Source organism: Campylobacter sp. US55 (assembly GCF_004378955.1).
In the GTDB taxonomy this organism is placed as follows: domain Bacteria; phylum Campylobacterota; class Campylobacteria; order Campylobacterales; family Campylobacteraceae; genus Campylobacter_D; species Campylobacter_D jejuni.
This window is the reverse complement of the sequence record NZ_RYYF01000001.1, coordinates 218,375-237,500: the sequence shown is the minus strand read 5'-3', so window position 1 is coordinate 237,500 and position 19,126 is coordinate 218,375. Positions and strand designations below refer to the sequence as shown.

Annotated in this window: 20 protein-coding genes; 10 read left to right on the top strand and 10 right to left on the bottom strand. The window is 31.1% G+C overall.

Annotation, left to right across the window (positions count from 1 at the left end; genetic code table 11):
* Positions 1 to 65: 65 nt before the first annotated feature.
* From ELQ07_RS01225 to ileS, 6 genes are read right to left on the bottom strand one after another with little or no spacing between them, the layout of a single operon-like run.
* Positions 66 to 848 (bottom strand): carbon-nitrogen hydrolase family protein, encoded by a 783-nt coding sequence (locus ELQ07_RS01225; RefSeq protein WP_088303551.1) that lies wholly within the window; start codon positions 846 to 848, stop codon positions 66 to 68.
* On the bottom strand, positions 841 to 1,014 hold the full coding sequence (gene xseB / locus ELQ07_RS01220; protein ID WP_002853034.1) for an exodeoxyribonuclease VII small subunit: 174 nt from the start codon (positions 1,012 to 1,014) through the stop codon (positions 841 to 843). Before xseB ends, ELQ07_RS01225 begins: the two co-directional genes overlap by 8 nt.
* Positions 1,011 to 2,468: an IMP dehydrogenase gene (guaB, locus tag ELQ07_RS01215; RefSeq protein WP_134224631.1), complete on the bottom strand. Its 1,458-nt coding sequence runs from the start codon at positions 2,466 to 2,468 to the stop codon at positions 1,011 to 1,013. Before guaB ends, xseB begins: the two co-directional genes overlap by 4 nt.
* Before the next feature lie 9 nt (positions 2,469 to 2,477).
* On the bottom strand, positions 2,478 to 3,839 hold the full coding sequence (gene gatA / locus ELQ07_RS01210) for an Asp-tRNA(Asn)/Glu-tRNA(Gln) amidotransferase subunit GatA (protein WP_070317092.1): 1,362 nt from the start codon (positions 3,837 to 3,839) through the stop codon (positions 2,478 to 2,480).
* Positions 3,836 to 3,946, bottom strand: a complete 111-nt coding sequence (locus ELQ07_RS01205; RefSeq protein ID WP_002869114.1) for a membrane protein — start codon at positions 3,944 to 3,946, stop codon at positions 3,836 to 3,838. The genes gatA and ELQ07_RS01205 overlap by 4 nt, the downstream gene beginning before the upstream one ends.
* Positions 3,940 to 6,693 (bottom strand): isoleucine--tRNA ligase, encoded by a 2,754-nt coding sequence (ileS, locus tag ELQ07_RS01200; RefSeq protein ID WP_134224630.1) that lies wholly within the window; start codon positions 6,691 to 6,693, stop codon positions 3,940 to 3,942. The genes ELQ07_RS01205 and ileS overlap by 7 nt, the downstream gene beginning before the upstream one ends.
* A gap of 98 nt (positions 6,694 to 6,791) precedes the next feature.
* On the opposite strand from ileS, the gene ELQ07_RS01195 reads away from it, so the two are divergent.
* The 7 genes from ELQ07_RS01195 to ELQ07_RS01165 all read left to right on the top strand — a co-directional run bounded on the left by ELQ07_RS01195 (position 6,792) and on the right by ELQ07_RS01165 (position 12,223).
* Positions 6,792 to 7,880, top strand: coding sequence for a CinA family protein (locus tag ELQ07_RS01195; RefSeq protein WP_134224629.1), 1,089 nt, complete (start codon positions 6,792 to 6,794; stop codon positions 7,878 to 7,880).
* A 12-nt stretch (positions 7,881 to 7,892) separates the two neighbouring features.
* Positions 7,893 to 8,318 carry a GNAT family N-acetyltransferase gene (locus ELQ07_RS01190; protein WP_002856557.1) on the top strand — a complete coding sequence of 142 codons (426 nt, stop codon included), beginning with the start codon at positions 7,893 to 7,895 and terminating at the stop codon, positions 8,316 to 8,318.
* A gap of 62 nt (positions 8,319 to 8,380) precedes the next feature.
* On the top strand, positions 8,381 to 9,001 hold the full coding sequence (locus ELQ07_RS01185; RefSeq protein ID WP_002869051.1) for an NAD(P)H-dependent oxidoreductase: 621 nt from the start codon (positions 8,381 to 8,383) through the stop codon (positions 8,999 to 9,001).
* On the top strand, positions 9,001 to 9,606 hold the full coding sequence (locus ELQ07_RS01180) for an NAD(P)H-dependent oxidoreductase (protein WP_134224628.1): 606 nt from the start codon (positions 9,001 to 9,003) through the stop codon (positions 9,604 to 9,606). Before ELQ07_RS01185 ends, ELQ07_RS01180 begins: the two co-directional genes overlap by 1 nt.
* Positions 9,607 to 9,730: 124 nt before the next feature.
* Complete coding sequence (pgsA, locus tag ELQ07_RS01175; protein WP_134224627.1) at positions 9,731 to 10,267, top strand: CDP-diacylglycerol--glycerol-3-phosphate 3-phosphatidyltransferase; 537 nt, start codon at positions 9,731 to 9,733, stop codon at positions 10,265 to 10,267.
* The gene (rseP, locus tag ELQ07_RS01170; protein WP_134224626.1) at positions 10,264 to 11,370 is read left to right on the top strand and encodes an RIP metalloprotease RseP; all 1,107 of its coding nucleotides are present in this window, start codon (positions 10,264 to 10,266) and stop codon (positions 11,368 to 11,370) included. Before pgsA ends, rseP begins: the two co-directional genes overlap by 4 nt.
* Complete coding sequence (locus ELQ07_RS01165; protein ID WP_134224625.1) at positions 11,363 to 12,223, top strand: VirK family antimicrobial peptide resistance protein; 861 nt, start codon at positions 11,363 to 11,365, stop codon at positions 12,221 to 12,223. The genes rseP and ELQ07_RS01165 overlap by 8 nt, the downstream gene beginning before the upstream one ends.
* Here ELQ07_RS01165 and ELQ07_RS01160 read toward each other — a convergent pair.
* Both ELQ07_RS01160 and ELQ07_RS01155 read right to left on the bottom strand, forming a co-directional pair.
* Positions 12,216 to 13,217 carry a sugar phosphate isomerase/epimerase family protein gene (locus ELQ07_RS01160; protein WP_002861795.1) on the bottom strand — a complete coding sequence of 334 codons (1,002 nt, stop codon included), beginning with the start codon at positions 13,215 to 13,217 and terminating at the stop codon, positions 12,216 to 12,218. The two genes, ELQ07_RS01165 and ELQ07_RS01160, sit on opposite strands and share 8 nt — an antisense overlap.
* Positions 13,214 to 14,488, bottom strand: a complete 1,275-nt coding sequence (locus tag ELQ07_RS01155) for an MFS transporter (RefSeq protein ID WP_002866096.1) — start codon at positions 14,486 to 14,488, stop codon at positions 13,214 to 13,216. The genes ELQ07_RS01160 and ELQ07_RS01155 overlap by 4 nt, the downstream gene beginning before the upstream one ends.
* A gap of 217 nt (positions 14,489 to 14,705) precedes the next feature.
* Between ELQ07_RS01155 and rpsF the strand changes: the two genes are divergently transcribed.
* Genes rpsF through rpsR form a run of 3 tightly spaced genes read left to right on the top strand, consistent with a single transcriptional unit; the run spans position 14,706 to position 15,914 of the window.
* On the top strand, positions 14,706 to 15,083 hold the full coding sequence (gene rpsF, locus ELQ07_RS01150) for a 30S ribosomal protein S6 (RefSeq protein WP_002812868.1): 378 nt from the start codon (positions 14,706 to 14,708) through the stop codon (positions 15,081 to 15,083).
* 8 nt (positions 15,084 to 15,091) lie between these two features.
* Positions 15,092 to 15,643, top strand: a complete 552-nt coding sequence (locus tag ELQ07_RS01145) for a single-stranded DNA-binding protein (RefSeq protein ID WP_134224624.1) — start codon at positions 15,092 to 15,094, stop codon at positions 15,641 to 15,643.
* A 10-nt stretch (positions 15,644 to 15,653) separates the two neighbouring features.
* Positions 15,654 to 15,914, top strand: coding sequence for a 30S ribosomal protein S18 (gene rpsR / locus ELQ07_RS01140; RefSeq protein ID WP_002777087.1), 261 nt, complete (start codon positions 15,654 to 15,656; stop codon positions 15,912 to 15,914).
* 60 nt (positions 15,915 to 15,974) lie between these two features.
* Here the strand turns inward: rpsR and lon are convergent, their stop codons facing one another.
* On the bottom strand, positions 15,975 to 18,350 hold the full coding sequence (gene lon, locus ELQ07_RS01135) for an endopeptidase La (RefSeq protein ID WP_134224623.1): 2,376 nt from the start codon (positions 18,348 to 18,350) through the stop codon (positions 15,975 to 15,977).
* Positions 18,351 to 18,366: 16 nt separating this feature from the next.
* Positions 18,367 to 19,014, bottom strand: a complete 648-nt coding sequence (locus ELQ07_RS01130) for an outer membrane protein assembly factor BamD (RefSeq protein WP_002877748.1) — start codon at positions 19,012 to 19,014, stop codon at positions 18,367 to 18,369.
* Positions 19,015 to 19,126: the final 112 nt, after the last annotated feature.

Here is a 19,126-nt window from a genome sequence, read left to right as displayed (position 1 = left end):
TATAAACCTTAGCTTCTATCAGCTCTAGATAACTTTTATAAACTTATAAATCTATAAGTATAAATTTAATTTTTAAATTCTTTTATTATCTTATCAAAACCCCAAAGTTTTCTTGCTTCATCACTTTTTTTAGGCTCTATAATAAGCATTTCTTCTTCAGAACCTAATTTACTTTCTATCTCGCCAAAAGCATTGATAAACAGAGTATCGCCGTAAAAATTCCATTCATCTTTTGTTTTACCTATGCGATTTACTCTTAAAATGCTTGTAGAATTTAAAAAAGCTCTTGTTTTTAAAAGTTCTTCCCATCTTTGTTTACTTTCAAAGGTACAAGCACTAGGAACGATAACCAAATCAATTTTTTTCGCCATAATCTGTTGCCAAAAAATATCAAAATGCGTCTCAAAACCAAAAAGCAAAGTACATTTTAATTTTTCATAATTAAAAGTAAAAATTTTTAATTCCGATGGAGTTTTGTTGCTGAAAAATTTTTCTTCATTCCAATGTTCATAAGGCATTAAAATTTGCTGTTCATAACTTTTAACACCATTTGGAGTAACTTTTAAGCAAAGTTTTTTATAACTTTTAGCTTCAACGCTAACATAAGGAGCGATGATTTCTAATTCGTATTTTTTAGCAAGTTTAATCAAGCTTTCTTTTTTAGCCTCGCTTTGTTCTTTTATCATATTTTTTGGCATGTGTAAAAGTTCTGTAAAAAAACTATTGATCACATATTCGCCCAAAACTACCAAATTTGCCCCATTGTCTTTTGAAGCTTTGAGATAATAATCAAGCCTTGATTCACTTAAAGCTAAAGTTGGAAACTGTAAAGCCGCTATTTTACTCATCGATTTGCTCCACTTCTAATTTTGCTTTTTCAAGCTCAAGTCTTGCTTTTTTGATACTCTCTAAACCTTCTTTATAAATTTTTACACTTTCATCTAAGGCAAGCTCTTGATTGTTTAATTTTTCCAAAGATTCATTAGCGTGTTTTAAATTTTCTTCAAAACTCATTGATGATTGACCTTGTAATTTGGTGCTTCATGAGTGATAATAACATCATGCACATGACTTTCTTTAAGCCCTGCAGTAGTAATTTCAACAAATTCAGCTCTTTTTTGAAAATCTTCTATATCTTTAGCCCCAACATAACCCATAGAAGAACGCAAACCTCCTAAAAGTTGATGCACCACGCTTCTTATACTTCCCACATAAGGAACACGCCCTTCTATACCTTCAGGAACGAGTTTATCTTGAGCAGTACCTTGCTGAAAATATCTATCTGAACTTCCCTTTTGCATAGCCCCAAGTGAGCCCATACCACGATAAGACTTATATTGTCTTCCTTGATAAGTAAAAAGCTCTCCTGGACTCTCATCTGTTCCAGCTAAAAGCGATCCTATCATAACAGAACTTGCACCTACGGCTAAAGCTTTTGCGATATCACCTGAATATTTAATCCCGCCATCAGCTATCACAGGAACGCCAAATTTATTTGCTTCTTCCACGCACTCATCAATGGCTGAAATTTGAGGCACACCCACACCTGAAACAATACGCGTAGTACAAATACTTCCTGGCCCAATGCCTACTTTAACCGCATCTACTCCTACTTCACAAAGTGCTTTTGCTGCGGCTGCAGTAGCGATATTTCCTGCGATAAGATCTAAATTTGGATATTTGGTTTTAATCGCTTTTACTGTATCAATAATACCCTTAGAATGTCCATGCGCAGAATCAAGCACAACAACATCAACGCCTGCCTCAACTAAAGCATCTACACGATCCATTTGCCCTACTCCTATAGCCGCACCCACGCGTAATCTTCCAAAATTATCTTTATTGGCATCAGGATATTCTTTGCGTTTTTTAAGATCTTTTATAGTGATAAGTCCTTCCAAGCGTCCTTGTTCATCAACTATAGGAAGTTTTTCTACTTTGTTGGTACTGAAAATTTTTTCCGCATCATCTAAAGTACAACCCTTTGGAGCAGTGATTAAAGGCATTTTAGTCATAACATTTTCAACCAAATTTGAAAAATCGCTCTCAAATCTTAAATCACGATTGGTAAGTATGCCTATTAGTTTCTTATCTTCATCTACTACAGGAACACCTGAAATTCTATACTCTGCCATAATTTCTAAAGCTTCCGCAACACTTGCTTTAGGACTTACAAAAATAGGATCGATAATCACTCCGCTTTCGCTTTTTTTCACTCTTTTTACCTCTCTAACCTGCGAGGCTATATCCATATTTTTATGAATCACTCCAAGTCCTCCAAGTCTTGCCATCATGATAGCAGCTCTGTGTTCAGTAACTGTATCCATAGCCGCAGAGATTAAAGGCATATTTAAAGTGATATTTTTTGTTAGTTTAGTGTGAATTTTTACTTCCTTAGGTAGAACTTCAGAATACCCAGGACGCAATAATACATCTTCAAAAGTTAAAGCTCTTTTTACAATTTTCATCTTTCATCCTTAATTTTCAATCATTTGTTCTAAACTTAAAGCCCCGTCTAACAAGGTTTGTTCATCATAAGCTTTGCAAATCAGTTGTGCTGATATATTAAGCCCTTCTTTATCTTTTGCAACAGGCACACTAATGCCTCCAAGTCCTGCTAAATTTACAGAGATAGTATAAACATCTTCTAAATAAGTTTGCATAGGGCTTTTTTGAGTATCAAATTTAAAAGCCGTTGTAGGAGTTACAGGCATAAAAATAAGATCACAGTCTTGCAAAATTTCTTCATATTTTGCCTTGATAAAAGCTCTAGCTTTTTGTGCTTTGATATAATACGCATCATAATATCCACTGCTTAAAACAAAAGTTCCTAACAAAATTCTTCTTTTCACTTCTTCGCCAAAACCTTCGCTGCGTGTATTTACATACATTTCTTTTAAATTTTGGATATTTTCAGAACGCTTGCCATAACGCACCCCATCATAACGACTTAAATTTGCACTTGCTTCAGCTGTTGCGATGATATAATACGCTGCGATATCAAATTTAGAATCAAGCAAATTTTTATATACAATCTCATGTCCATTAGCTTTTAACATATCTATGGTTTTTAAAAGTGCGTTTTTTACTTCACTATCTGCATCATTGACATAATTTTCAATCACTGCGATTTTTAATTTTTTATTTGCATTTAAATTTGGAGCAGTTTTGATAAACTCGATATTTGCACTCGTGCTATCCATTTTGTCATATCCTGCAATCGCATCATATAAAATTGCCGCATCTTCTACATTTTGCGTTAAAACCCCAATTTGATCCAAACTTGAAGAATAAGAAGCCAAACCATAGCGACTCACTCTTCCATAACTCGGTTTAAATCCTACACAACCACAAAAAGCCGCAGGTTGGCGTACAGATCCTCCTGTATCAGAACCCAAACTTGCCAAAGCCAAGCCACCCGCTACCGCAGCAGCACTTCCACCACTTGATCCACCTGGAACACGCTCAAAATTTAAAGGATTTAAAGTTTTTCCATAACAAGAACTCGCTGTTGAACTTCCCATAGCAAATTCATCCATATTACAACGCCCAAAAGGAGAAAAACCATTAGCTTTTAAATTAACAATCGCACTTGCATCATAAGGAGCAATGTAACCTTGTAAAATGTTACTTGCACTGGTAAGTTCCCAGCCCTTTACACTGATATTATCTTTTATAGCTACAGGCACACCTTCACCTGAAACACTTAAGTCTTTATCTAAAAATTGTTCGATATAAGCACCTAATTTTTTTTCTTTTTTTGCTTTTTCATTGAGTTCTTTTTTTAAATTTTCAAGTTCTTCTTTGGAGTATTTTAAAGCTTCTTTTAAAGTTATCATTTATTTTCCTTTGTTTTTTTGATCAAAAATACTGCTAAAGCACTAAAAGCCAAAACCACCGCTATAGTTGTGATGATAATACTATTTGGAATCGGATTTTCTAGCATTGAACTCCTTTTAAAACTTCTTCACATCTTAAACAAGGTGTTTCTTCATTTTTACTTTGAAGTTTCCAACATCTTGGGCATTTACAAAGTGAAGCTTTGGTGATTTTAAATTTCTCATTCTCTACTTCAAATTCAGCCAAAATTTCTTCATTTTCATTGCTGATTTGACTTACCATAAACCAATCGGCTAATTCCTCATTTGGGAATTTATTAAAACTGATGTTTAAATTTAATTCCAAAGTAGATTTAATGATTTTATCTTTTTTAAGTATATCAATTTGTTCAAAAAATTTCTCTCTAGCACTCATTAAAAATGTATCATCTATACCAAAATCATAATCAAAATCTTGAGTTAAACTTAGATCAAATACATCTTTTGCATCACCTTTAATTAAAACATTAGCATGTTCTAGAGCCTCATCTACACTATAGCTTAAATTCGGAGCAAGTAAATTTAAAAGCTCTTTTGCTATCAAAGCCATAGCCACTTGAGCAGATTTTCTTCTTTGGGCATTTTCACTATCGCAATAAAGCCTATCTTTACTGATATCAAGATAAATCCCACTTAAATCCGCACTTAAAAAATTTAAAAGCAAACTAAAACCTTTAGCAAATTCATAAGCAAAAAATGCCTCTTTACTTGCTTTAAAAACTTTGGTTGCACGGCTTAATATCCATTTATCAATAAAACTAAATTCTTTAACTTCTAAATCTTTTAAGTCATTTGTATTGGCAAGTAAAAATCTTATAGTATTTCTTATTTTGCGGTATTGTTCGCCTACTTGTTTTAAGATATTGTCTGAAATTTTTAAATCACTTGAATAATCACTTAAAAGTATCCAAAGTCTTAAAATTTCAACTCCATAGGTTTTTGCTACATATTCAGGAGCGATCACATTGCCTTTAGATTTAGACATTTTTTGCCCTTTTTCATCGGTGGTAAAACCATGAGTTAAAATGCTTTCATAAGGTGCGCTTTCATTGATCGCTGTACCTACAAGCAAAGAGCTTTGAAACCAACCCCGATGTTGATCGCTTCCTTCTAAATACATACTTGCTCTTTTTTCTCCTGCGTCATAAAGTCCACTATTTAAAACCGCATTAAAAGTACTTCCACTATCAAACCAAACATCTAAAATATCATATACTTTTTCTAAATTTTCAGCTTTGTATTTTGAATTTGTAGGAATTAAATCTTTGATTTCAAACTCCCACCACACATCAGCGCCGTATTTTTCAAAAATAGCTGCTACAAAGTCAAAAAGTTCATCATCAAAAATCACTTCTTTAGTATTTTTATCTCTAAAAAAGGCTATAGGCGTTCCCCAGTCCCTTTGTCTTGAAATACACCAATCTGGGCGATTTTCCACCATAGAACCTATTCTTTTTACCCCACTTTGCGGATAAAAAGTTGTTTTTAAAAGTTGTTCTTTTGCACACTCTCTTAAAGTTTTTCCTTGAAGTTTTGGTTCATCCATTAAAATAAACCATTGTTTAGTAGCTCTATAAATCACAGGCTTGTGTGTTCTCCAGCAAAACGGATAAGAGTGTATAAATTTAGAAGAATGTAAAAGTTTTTCGCCTAAAAGTTCTAAAATTTTTTCATTGGCCTTAAAAATATGAAGACCTATAAACTCTTCAAGCAAATGAGAAGGCAAAAGCTCTTTAGCTCTTAAAGTTTCATCATAACATCCACCATCATCAACAGGCATTAAAACTTCAATACCGTATTTCAAACATGCATAATAATCATCTTCGCCATGTCCTGGTGCAGTATGCACAAGCCCACTTCCACCATCCATCAATACATGTTCACCCATGATTAAAACAGATTTTCTTCCATTTAAAGGATTGATAGCTTCAAGTTTTTCAAATTCTTTTGCGTTTAATTCTTTTTGAATTTCTCCACTTGTAAGTCCTTTTTCTACCATACTTTTAAGTAAAGCACTAGCAAAAATCAAACCTTCTTTAGTGATCACATAATTTTCATTAGGATTTAAGGCTATAGCTTGATTAGCCACCAAAGTCCAAGGTGTAGTTGTCCATATCACTGCACTTGCTTTTGATACGCCTAATTTTTCGCAAGCTTTTACATCCAAATCAAAAGCCACAAAGATAGAATAATCCTCTTTATCCTGATACTCTACTTCAGCTTCCGCTAAAGCTGACTTTGCCGCCCAACTCCAAAAAACAGGTTTAGAACGCTCGCAAAGTAAGCCTTTTTTAGCAATCTCACATAAAGTTCTATAAATCGCTGCTTCAAACTCAAATTTCATAGTCAAATAAGGCTTATCCCAATCCGCAATAATGCCTAAATTTTTAAATTCTTCTCTTTGGATATCTACAAATTCACTCGCATGTTGTCTGCAAAACTCACGAATTTCTTTTTTGCTTAAGCTTTTTTTCTTTTCTCCAAGCTTTACTTCTACTTGTTGTTCTATAGGTAAACCATGACAATCCCACCCTGGAGTAAAACGCACACTCTCACCTTTAAAATAATGTGTTTTGATAATAGTTTCTTTTAAAATTTTATTTAAAGCATGTCCTATATGGATATGTCCGTTAGCATAAGGGGGGCCATCGTGTAAAGTAAAACTTTTTTTCGCATTTTTGCGATTTTCTTTCATTTTTTCATAAGCATAATTTTGCTCAAACCATTTTTTAAATCTTTGCGGTTCAAGTTCCGCTAAATTCGCCCGCATAGCAAAACTAGTACTGGGCAAAAGTAGAGTTTCTTTGTAGTCCATTTTTTCCACCTAATTTTTAATAATCTTAAATTCTACTCAAATTAGCTTTAATTTCTACTTTGTTTTTGGCTATAATTATAAGAAAAAAAGGAAAATTTATGAAACATTTGCTTTATCTTATAGGAGATGAGCTTACTATAAACGAAAAATTCAAAAATTATATTTATAGAACTTATGAAGAAAAATTTAAAGAAATTAACGAAATTCGCATACAAAATAAAACCGATAAAGATTTACCTTTTTTACTTGAAAATCTCTTAAATCAGTATGATTTTATCACTTTATTTACAAGCCCTTTGCATTATGCGACTGTTGCTAAAATTTTAGCAACTTTAAATGATGATAATCTTATCTTAAAAGATGGTACCTTGGTTCCAGATAAAGCAGAATTTAGTAAAAATAGCTTTGTGTGTAATTTTTCAAATTCAAAAATCAATGTCGTTAAAATAAATCCAAGCGAAAAATTACCTGATCTTCTTGGGCATATAAAATTAAATTTTGCATATTTTTGCATTTTTGGCATGGATGATGAAAGCGTTATATTGCTACTGCAAACCCTAACAAAATCTTATGAGATAAGTATAAAATCAACCAAGCTTTTAGATAATCTCGTGCTTATTAAGGCCACTTGCGCTAATTTTGGAAAACTTGATGGTTTTTTAAATAGCGTAAAAAATCTTTTTGGACAAAAGGTGTTTTTAGGTAAAGATCCTATACATTTTATAAGCTCTAAACTTTTAGAAAAAAAATTAAAAATTTCTTTTGCTGAAAGTTGCACAGGTGGACTTTGTGCAAGTACCTTAACCAAAATTTCAGGTGTAAGTGAAATTTTTGAAGGATCTATTATAAGTTATTCCAACCGCATCAAACACGAATGGCTTGGAATTAGCGAAAGCGTCTTAGAAAATAATGGCGAATACAGTGAACGTTGTGTTTATTTTATGCTAAAAGGTATTTTTAAAACAGCTAATCCTGATTTTGCCTTAGCTATTAGCGGAGTAGTTGGCGAAAAAGATGAGGGAAAAATAAAATCAGGCACTATTTATATAGGTGCAATGTTTAGAGATGGAACTTTTATCCAAGAAACGCTTTATTTAGATGGAGATCGTGAATTTATGCAAGAACAAGCTGTTTTGGCAACTTTTTGCCTACTTTTAAAATTAAAACCTGAGATTTTTGAAATTTAAGGGATTTAAACAATGAAAGAAATTAAGCTAAAAGAAGACTTGGAAAAAATTTATCCCTTGATAAAACAATTAAGAAATAACCTATCTTTGAAAGATTTTTTAGATAAATTCCAACTTGCTACACAAACTCAACATTATAAACTTTTTGCCTATGAAAATGAGGGAAGCTACAAAGCAGCTTGTGGAGTCATGCCCTTTAATGTACTTTATCATAATCATTGTCTTTATATTTGTGATTTTGTCGTAGATGAAACCTTAAGAGGAAAAGGTATAGGTCAAGCTTTTTTGAAAAAAATCCAAATTTGGGCAAAAAATCAAGGATATGAAGAATTAGAACTAAGTTCAAGTTTTTTTAGAACACAAGCTCATGAATTTTATATCCAAAAAATGGGTTTTGAAAAATCCGGTTTTGTTTTTAAGAAAAATATCAAACTATAATATTTTTGATTAAGCTTTGCATTTTATAATTAATATTATTATTTTTGATTTTAAGGAATAAAATGAATTTTAAAGAACTAATTTCAAAACGCAGAGCTTGTAAACTTTTTAATGATAAAAAAATCAATGAAAAGGATTTGCATTTTATCTTAGAAAGCGGAGTCTTAGCCCCAAGCTCACATGGATTTGAGCCTTGGAAATTTGTAGTATTGGAACAAAAAGAACATAATCTTAAACTCTCAACTCTATGTTACAATCAACAAAATGTAGCAAGTGCGAGTCATAATATCATTTTTCTAGCAAGAAAAGACCTTCAAAGCAAAGATGAATTTGCACAAAAACAAGTGCGTCGCTTCTCAGGTTCTAGTGAAGAAAATTTTCAAAAAATTTTAGAAATTTACACCCATAAAACCAATGCAATGAATGATAATGAACTCTATCATTATGCACAACTTCAATGCTATCTTGCTATGATGCAAATGTCGCTAGCTGCAATGAGCTTAGGTATTGATTCTTGTATGATAGGTGGCTTTGAAAAAGCTAGGGTTGATAATTTTCTTAATTTAACTTATCCTTTTGAAACTGCTGTAATTTTATCCTTAGGATATAAAGCCCATGAACCAAAATATTCTACTCAACGCTTAAATTTTAATGAAGTCGTCGAATTTTACAAGGAAAAATAATGAAAAAAGAACTTGAAATTTTTAGCACAAGATATTCTTGTAGAAATTTTAAAAATGAAAAACTCAAAAAAGAGGATTTAAATTCTATTTTAGAAATAGCAAGATTAAGCCCCAGCTCCTTAGGACTGGAACCTTGGAAATTTATAGTAGCACAAGATGAGAAAAGAAAAGAAGAACTTTCTAAAATTTGCAATCAACAAAAACATGTAAAAGATTGTGCTGCATTAATTATCATCATTTCAAGACTTGATTTTTTGGATTATTTTGAAGAAAAACTTAGAAAAAGAGATATGAGTGAAACAGAAATTCAAAAACGCTTAGATACTTATATGCCTTTTTTAAAATCTCTAAATCAAGAACAAAAAATATCTTATGCAAGAGAACAAGCTCATATAGCTCTAGCTAGCATACTTTACAGTGCTAATGCTTTAAATATAGCAAGCTGCACTATAGGTGGTTTTGATAAAGAAAAGCTTGATTCTTATTTATCACTTGATATTCAAAAAGAAAGATCAAGTTTGGTAGTAGCTTTAGGATATTGCAACGATGAAAAAAATTCTCAAAAAAATCGTTTTAGTTTTGATGAAGTTGTAAAATTTATTTAAATTTTGCTTTTAAGCAAAATTTAAATAAAAATAAACTGATTCTTTTTTGTATTTTTACTAAGTCTTTGCTTAAATTTTATACAATTTTAATTATAATTTTACATTTAATTTCACAAGGCTTGTTATGAATTTACCTAATATCTTGGCGATTTTTAGAATGGTTTTAGCACCTTTATTATTTTTTTTGTTAGTTCATAAATTTGAAAACATTCATCAAAGTTGGATTAACTATTTTGCTGCTTTAACTTTTTCATTAGCGGCTTTAAGTGATTTTTTTGATGGATACATCGCAAGAACTTGGAAACAAACTACAAAACTGGGCGGAATCTTAGATCCATTAGCCGATAAAATGCTTGTTTTAGCAGCTTTTTTAGGGCTTTTACTTACAGGAAAAGCTAATGAATGGGTAATTTATATTATACTAGTAAGGGAATTTTTTATCACAGGTTTTAGAGTTGTAATGATCAGTGAAAATTTAAATGTCAATGCTTCTTTTGCAGGCAAACTTAAAACCGCTTTTCAAATGACTGCGATAGGATTTTTAATCATGGAGTGGATAGGCGGAGAAATTCTACTTTACATAGCTTTGATTTTAACTCTTTATTCTGGATTCGAATACATCTATACTTATACAAAAGCTCAAAAAAAAGGAGAAAAATGAGATCTTTATTGTTTTTAATTATTATTTTGATTTTAGGAATTAAATTTTATTCTATTGAATTTTTAGCAACTGTTTTAGTCATCTCATTTTTAATTTTCTTTCACGAATTAGGACATTTTTTAGCTGCAAGATCTTTGGGTGTAAAAGTTGAAGTCTTTAGCATAGGATTTGGAAAAAGTCTTATAGAACGTGAATTTAAAGGCACAAACTATCGCTTAAGCGCTTTACCACTTGGAGGATATGTTAAACTTAAAGGACAAGATGATATGCGTCCTGGTTTTGAAAATCTAGACAAAGATAGCTATAGCATTTTAAGCCCCTTAAAAAAGATTTATATTCTTTTCGCTGGACCATTTTTCAACCTGATTTTAGCTTTTTTTCTTTATATTATCATAGGAAATTTAGGCTTAGAAAAACTTGCTCCACAAATAGGAAACATAGCGCCAAACTCTGCTGCACAAGACATAGGACTTCAAAAAAATGATACTATCTTAGAAATCAACGGTGTAAAAATTCAAAGCTTTGATGAAATTTCAAAACATTTAAGTTTAGAGCCTTTGAAAATATTAATCAATAGAGAAGGAAAAAATTTAGAATTTATTTTAACTCCAAAAATAGGACAAGGATATAATGACTTTGGGCAAATTATTGAAAAACCTCAACTTGGAATCAGTCCAAATGGTACAAGCACTCTTGCAAAACATCAAGGTTTAGAAAGTTTTAAATATGCCGCACAAGAAAGTTTTCAAGCTTCTACACTCATCATCAAGGGTATAGTAAAACTCATAAGTGGTGAAGTTGAAGCAAAAAATTTAGGCGGTATTATCACCATGACTGAAATTACCTCAAAGGCTGCACAAAATAGCTTTACTTTGCTTTTATTTATCACTGCTTTAATTTCTATAAATTTAGGCATTTTAAATCTTTTACCTATTCCTATGCTTGATGGAGGACATATACTTTTTAATATTTATGAAATGATTTTTAGACGCAAGGTTCCACAGCGTGCTTTTGAATACTTAAGTTACGCAGGCATGGCAATACTTTTAAGCTTAATGCTCTTTGCAACTTATAACGATATATCAAGGATTACAGGTGAATAAAAAATTTTCCTACCCTATTCCAAATTTTACTGATAGAAGAAAAAGTATCATCTTTTGGCGCTATTTGCGTTTTCAAGCAAGAAAAATTCTATATTTTCCTCAAGTAAGGCTTCTAGAAAAAACGCTTAATGAAGAAAAAAATAAACATTTAAAAGACTTTTTCTCTCAAAGACCCTATGCTTGCTACAATGCTATAAGAAGATTTTGCGATAAAAGTTTTAAAGCAAATGAACGCGTTAAAACACTTATTTATGATGTTGATAAGGGACTTACTTGTTTTAAATTTCTTCCCGAAGAACAATTGATTTTTTCTTTTGATGAAGATTTTGAGCTTTTTTTAGGATATAACCATAATGTTTACGAAGAAGGTTTTTGGGCTTTTTCTTTAAAATTTAAAAAATACACTATTTCACAATGTAATTTTTGCTTTACTTTAGAAAATAATCTTCTACTTTCTTGCATACAAGGATATAAATACAAAGATTTTAATCTTTTAGAAATTAATAAAATTTTAACTAAAAAATGTCATGGTTTGCGCCCTGTTGCTTTACTTATAGAATGCTCTAAGATGCTTTGTGAAATTTTAAAACTTCAAGCTACTTTAGGTGTACATGAAAAAAATCAAATCCGTTCTCAAAAAGGAAAAGAAAAAGGATATTTTGTAGATTATCAAAAAATTTGGCTAGAAAATGGTGGAGAATTAATAAAAATCAATAAACACAAATACTATAAACTCCACCACTCTCAAAAAAACCTAGAAGAAATCCCTTCGCAAAAACGCTCCATGTATAAAAAACGTTTTGCTATGCTTGAAAATATTAAACAAAATTTATTCCAAATTTTATCTAAATAATACTTTTTAAATATTCTACACTTTTCTCGCAACCTTTTTTTTGAAGTTTTAAAAGCCTCTCTAAGCATTCTTGAGATACTTCTTGAGGATAATAATACTGCATAGCTTTTAAATCTTCAAATAAAGCTTTTTCTATCTTAAAAGCCCCTTTACCTAATTCTTTAACCCCACCTGTTCCTTTTTCTCTTTTAAAAGTCGCACAATAAGGATAACATTGCTCTACATTAATACGGTCAAGTCCTTCTTTTTTAAGAATTTCTACACAAGTTTTAATGTCTAAATTTCCTTCTCCCAAAGGAACGCCGCAAACATATTCTACACCCTCTTCAATGAAAACTATATGATCCTTACAATGCGTGCTAAAAGTATATTTAGCCATGTCTTTGCAAGCTTTTATAGGATCTTCATAGGCCATCATGGAATTTCCAAAATCATATAAAAATCCTATTTTAGGATGATTGATCAATTTCAACAAATCAAGCAAATCCTCTGAAGTTTGATACTCATGATTTTCTATAGCAAGTTTTAAATCATATTTTTCCAAAATCGGTATCAAAGCTTTTATTTCATCCTTTGTAGCTAAAAAATCTTCTTTATCGAATCTAGTAGTAATTTTAGAATCATCATAAGCCCCATCGCTAGCATGTTTAACCTTTTTATTTTTATCGGTTAAGGGCACATAAGAGCGTATAATTTTAGCGCCTAAAATAGAAGCTACTTTAGCAATTTTTTCAAATTTATCTTTATTAAAACCCTTAGAGTCGATCTCACAATACATATTGTATTCATCCAATTTGGCTTTAATTTTTTTAAGATGATTTTCGTCATCGCTTCCTAAGCATCCCCATTCTTCATCTAAACCAAAATCTTTAATGATATTTATAATCACACCCTCACAGCCCAAATTTTTAGCAAAATCTATATAAGAAAATATATCCATCCTACCATTTTGAAACCATAAATGCATGCTTTCAGTTTCTAAACCTATTTTCATGATACCACTCCTTTTAATGCTTTTTTTCTAGCTATCATCTTAAGTAAAATCGTAGTTACAATCACACCACAAATAGCAAAAATCCCCATTAACGCAAAAACAATTTGATAGCCTAATAAACCTTTAAAATGATCGATCATAAAACCATAAAGTGCAAAACAAAAAAGTTGTGGAGAATAACCAAAAATACAAGCTATACTCATAGCAGCTCCGCTAATTTCTCTAGGTACTTCTATCTCATCCACAGGCGCAAAAAATGTCGCACGCATAGTAAAAACAAGAGCGGCAAAACCTAAGGTTAAACTCATACCAAAATAAATATTTAATTTCTCATGAGGCATAAAAACAAAAATTAATATGGCCAAGGCTCCTAAAATCAAAGCAAAACGCAAATATCTTGTTGAAGATTTAAAGGTTTTATCTGCTAAATATCCCCCAATTGGCCCACCTACTAATTTTAAAGTGTATTGATTGATAATACCATAAGCACCGACCAAAGCCACAGGCATACCATAAATATCTTTTAAAAATGGAATAAAATAAGTCAAACCACAATACACAGAATAAATAGTAAAAATGGTCAAAGATACCACCCAAATTTCAGGAGTTTTAATCGCTTTGATAACTCCATTCCAAGCGGCTTTGTTTTTACTGATTTCATTTCCTTGCTCATCTTGGGTATTAATTTTGTCATCTTCAAGTAGAAAATATGCCAAAATACCTGCTATAATCACACAAGCACTATAAAATAATATAGCAGCCTTAAGTCCACCTGCGCCAGACCCTAAAAGTAAAAAAATTCCCAAAGCACCAAAAGCAACTATAGTATCTATAACACCACGTCCTGCTTCTAAAAATCCAAAAAGTCTTCCTTGTTGAGTAGAATCTCCAAGCAAGCGAATGGCTTTAAGCAAAACAGGCCAATACACAACTTCTCCAAATAAAGAAAGCAAACCCCAAGCTATTAAAATTCCATAAAAAGAAGGAAAAGTAGAAATATAAATTCCAACCAAACCCACACAAACCAATGAAAAAGGAATGAGTATTTTTTTAGAAAATCTATCTGCTATATAAATGGATGCAAAATTTCCCACCGTTTGCACTATGCCATAAACTGAGAGCGCGAGTCCAATTTGTGTATTGCTAAGATTCATAAATTCTTGCATAGGCACATAAAAGGCATCTTTTAAAGAGGAAAGTTTAAAAACAGTTCCTCCGCCAATAACTAAAACGATAAAAGTAAACCAACGAATAGGTTTCGTACTATTCATATCCACCCTCCTTTTTTAACAATTCGCAACTTAAATTAATTATATCACGGATTAAGATAAAAGGTTAAAATTTCACCTTTAAATTATAAACAGGTAATTACAAAAAGTTACAACACTTATTGAAGTATAAATTAAGTATATTTTGATATAATTTAGCCTTGCTTTATGCAAAATCCTTGCTCATGAAAATGGGCTTTAATATCCATAAGGAGAAAAGATGAAACATTATGAGGTTTTATTTATCTTAAAACCAACACTTACCGAAGAGGAAGTGAATGCGAAGTTGGAATTCGTTAAAGAAGTCCTAACCAAAAATGGTGCAGAAATTGAAACTGTTGTTCCAATGGGCACTAGAAAATTAGCGTATAAAATCAAAAAATACGAAAGAGGAACTTATTTTGTGATTTATTTCAAAGCTCCTACAAACTTGATCGCTGAGCTTGAAAGGGTGTTAAGAATCACTGAAGAAGTAATAAGATTTTTAATCGTAAAATATGAAAACAAAAAAGAAATTGCAGCTTGGGAAAAACTAAGCCACGGGATTAAGCAATCTAAAAAAGAAATCAAACCTTTAGATGCTCCTGAAATTCAATAAGGAAAAAGATGTTTAACAAAGTTGTTTTGGTTGGAAATCTTACACGCGATATAGAAATGCGTTATGCACAAAGCGGTAGTGCTATTGGAACTTCTGCTATCGCAGTAACAAGAAGATTTACCACAAATGGAGAAAAAAGAGAGGAAACTTGCTTTATTGATATAAGCTTTTATGGTCGCACCGCAGAAGTTGCAAACCAATACCTTACAAAAGGTTCAAAAGTACTCATAGAAGGACGTTTGAGATTTGAACAATGGAGTGATCAAAATGGACAAAATCGCTCTAAACATAGCATTCAAGTTGAAAATATGGAAATGCTTGGCGGCAATTCCAATGCTCCACAACAAGGTGGAATTGGTAATAATAGCTTTTCAAACAACAATTATAGTGGAAACTATGAAAATCAAAGCTATGATCCTTATATGAGTGAAAATCAAAATTTTAATAAAGCAAAAGCAAACCCTGCTCCACAAAGAAACCAAAACCCACAACACGAAGAAAAATTAAAAGAAATTGATATCGATGCTTATGATAGCGATGATACTAATTTACCATTTTAAAGGATAAACTATGGCAGAAAAAAGAAAATACTCTCGCAAATATTGCAAATACACTGAAGCAAAAGTTGAATTTATTGATTATAAAGATACAGCAATGTTAAAACATGCTTTATCTGAAAGATTTAAAATCATGCCACGCCGTTTAACAGGTACAAGCAAAAAATACCAAGAAATGGTAGAAGTTGCAATCAAACGTGCAAGACATGTAGCTCTTATCCCTTATATAGTGGATAGAAAAGAAGTAGTCAATAATCCTTTTGAAGGACTATAATCTTTTAAAAGCAAACTTGTAAAAAGTTTGCTTTCTTATACATTTATTCTCAAAATAAAATTAAACCAAAGTATATTCTAAGACATCACTAAAAGTATCAACAGCAATGATTTCCATATTGTCTCTAACCTCACTAGGAATATCTTTTAAATCCCTTTCGTAATTTTTTCTTGGGATTAAAGCTGTTTTTATATCTGCTTTATAAGCTGCAATTAATTTTTCTTTTAATCCACCTATTGGTAAAACTTTTCCTTTTAAATCTATTTCACCTGTCATTGCAACATCTGCTTTAACCTTTTTATCACTAAAAATAGAAGCAATAGCTGTGCTTATCGTAATGCCTGCACTTGGGCCATCTTTTGGAGTAGCTCCATCTGGCACATGGATATGAATATTATAACTATCATAAACATTAACTTTAGGATCGATAATTATTTTTTTAGGTATTTTTATTTTTCCTTCATCGATTAAAACTTTTATCATGCTAAAAGCAATTCTAGCTGATTCTTTCATTACATCACCCAAACTTCCCGTGAGCGTTAATTCTCCTTTACCTTTAATTTTTACAGCCTCTACTTTTAAAACATCTCCACCTACACTTGTCCAAGCCAAACCATTAACCTGACCTACTTGATTTTCTCCATTATTTTTTTCTATTTCAAAAATTTTTTTATCTAAAAATTCATTCAAATTTTTTGTATTAATAATGACTTTTTTAATATTTTCTAAAAGTAGTTTTTTAGCACTCTTACGACACAACTCTGCCACTTTGCGACGCAAATTTCTAACTCCTGATTCACGAGTATAATCACTAATGATTAACTCTATAGTTTCATCATCAATAGATAATTCATTGGATTTTAAGCCATGTTTTTTAAGCTCATCTGGAATTAAATATTTTTTCATTATATGAAATTTTTCACTTGGAGTATAAGAGCTAAGTTCTATAAATTCCATTCTATCTCTTAAAGGTGCAGGAATATTGCTAATATCATTTGCCGTTGCTATAAAAATGACTTTACTTAAATCAATATTAAAATTTAAATAATAATCCCTAAATTTAGAATTTTGCTCTGGATCTAAAATTTCTAAAAGCACCGCACTTGGATCGCCTCTAAAACTGCGATTTAATTTATCAATTTCATCCAATACAATTACAGGATTAATTTGTTTTGCCTCTATGAGTCCTTGGGTAATACGTCCAGGCATAGCGCCTATATAAGTTCTACGATGACCACGTAGCTCATTAACATCTTCAAGTCCGCCTAAGGCTATGCGAATAAGCTCTCTTTTTAAAGCTTTTGAAACAGAATTTGCCAGTGAAGTTTTACCCACGCCAGGAGGTCCATAAAGACAAAGTATAACTTTAGCACCATCTTTTTCTGCTATTTTTCTTTTTTCTAAAAGTTCCCTAACTGCAAAATATTCTTCTATGCGTTCTTTTGGTTTATTTAATGCATAATGATCATGGTTGAGCTGTTTTGAAACTTCTTTAATATCAAGTTTTTTCTTAGAAATTTTTTCAAAAGGAATATCTAATGCTGTTTCTATGTAAGTTTGAATCATCGATGCTTCGGAATTATCTTGATGAATGCGTTCGAATTTTTCAATTTGTTTTTTGATTTCTTTATAAGCGTCTTCGTGCATAAATTTCTTCTTTAACTCCAGACGCTTTTGATACTCTCTAACCTCATCTTCTTTTTGTGTGTCAGAACCAAGCTCTTTTTGAATTTGTCTTAATTGTTCTTTTAAAAAATATTCTTTATTTACCTTATCAATACGAGAATGTACTTTATTTTTAATTTCTTTTTGAATTTTATTGGCTTCTATTTCTTGGGCAATTAAATCTATTAATTTTACTAATTTTTGCTCAAGATCTGTTAAAACAAAAAACTCATAAGCAACTTGTTTTTTAATACGCACAGTATTTAAAATCAAATCACAAATCCTAGACGCATCAAAACCTTCTTCAATTGTTCTTAAAAGATCCGGAGAAAAATAATGACTAATATTTGCCAAATTTTTTACCTTCTCTTTTAAAACTTCAAGAAGCGCTTCTTTTTTAGTTCCTTCTAAAAAGTCTTCTTTTATAAGTTCTATCTTGGCTTCTAAAGGTTTATTAGAAATTTGCTCTATAATTTTACCCTTAGCATATCCTTGAAAAAGTATTTTCACCCTTCCATCAGGTAAAGGAACTTTTCGCATGATAGCCCCAATCACTCCACAATTATAAATTTCATCAAAATTTCTTCCATTTTCCAACCTTGAAGGCGCAACAAAAAGCATACTATCATTTTTAATCGCAAGATCTAAAGCTTTCATATTGGATGAATCGTTAATAAAAATAGGAGTTATCATAAAAGGATATAAAAATAATTCATCTTCAACCAATACTGGTAAATTTGCTGGATAATTTTGTATCTCTTCAATCTGCATTTATTTTCCTTGTTTATTAAAATCTTTCAAATATACTTCTATACCAAGGAAGCTCAGGTTTGATAATACTTTGCTGATAAAATTCACTTTCTTGAAGTCTTTGTTTATAAATTTGCGCACTTTCATCATGCCCTATGCGCTGGTATAGATTTTCTATAGTACTATTAAGATAAAAAACCGCTAAATTAAATTTTGTAAGCATTGTTTGAACCAAAGGTTCATATTCTGTATAAGGATAATCTTTCAAAAAAGTATCTATTTCTTTTTGGCTTTCAAGCATTAAAGCCTGATTACGATTTGGCACTGCAAATGCATCAAATTTTGCTTTAATTTTAAGATAACGAATATAATCAGCATTGCGTGAATTTCCAAATTTTTTATTATATTCATCTAAATAAAATTCAGCTAACTTATATTCCTCTTCATCCATATGAGCTTGTGCTAAAATAATTAAAGTAGTTTCCAATAAAGGATCGGCAACGTGCTCACTTGCCATACCATTATAATGATCATCGGCTTTTTCCAAATCCTTGTCCTGTAAATCTTTAATAATTTGCTTATACCACTCACTAGCACTAAGATTGTATAAACCTTCATCATTTTTCGTACTACACGCATTAAAAAAAACACTTAAAAAAACCAATAAAAAAATACCTTTTTTCATACTTCACCTTGATTTATATTCTCAAAAATCTATATTTTAACGATTTTATAATTATGTTCTTCTAAAATTATAATAAAATTAATTAAATAATTTAAAATTTTGGAATGATTAT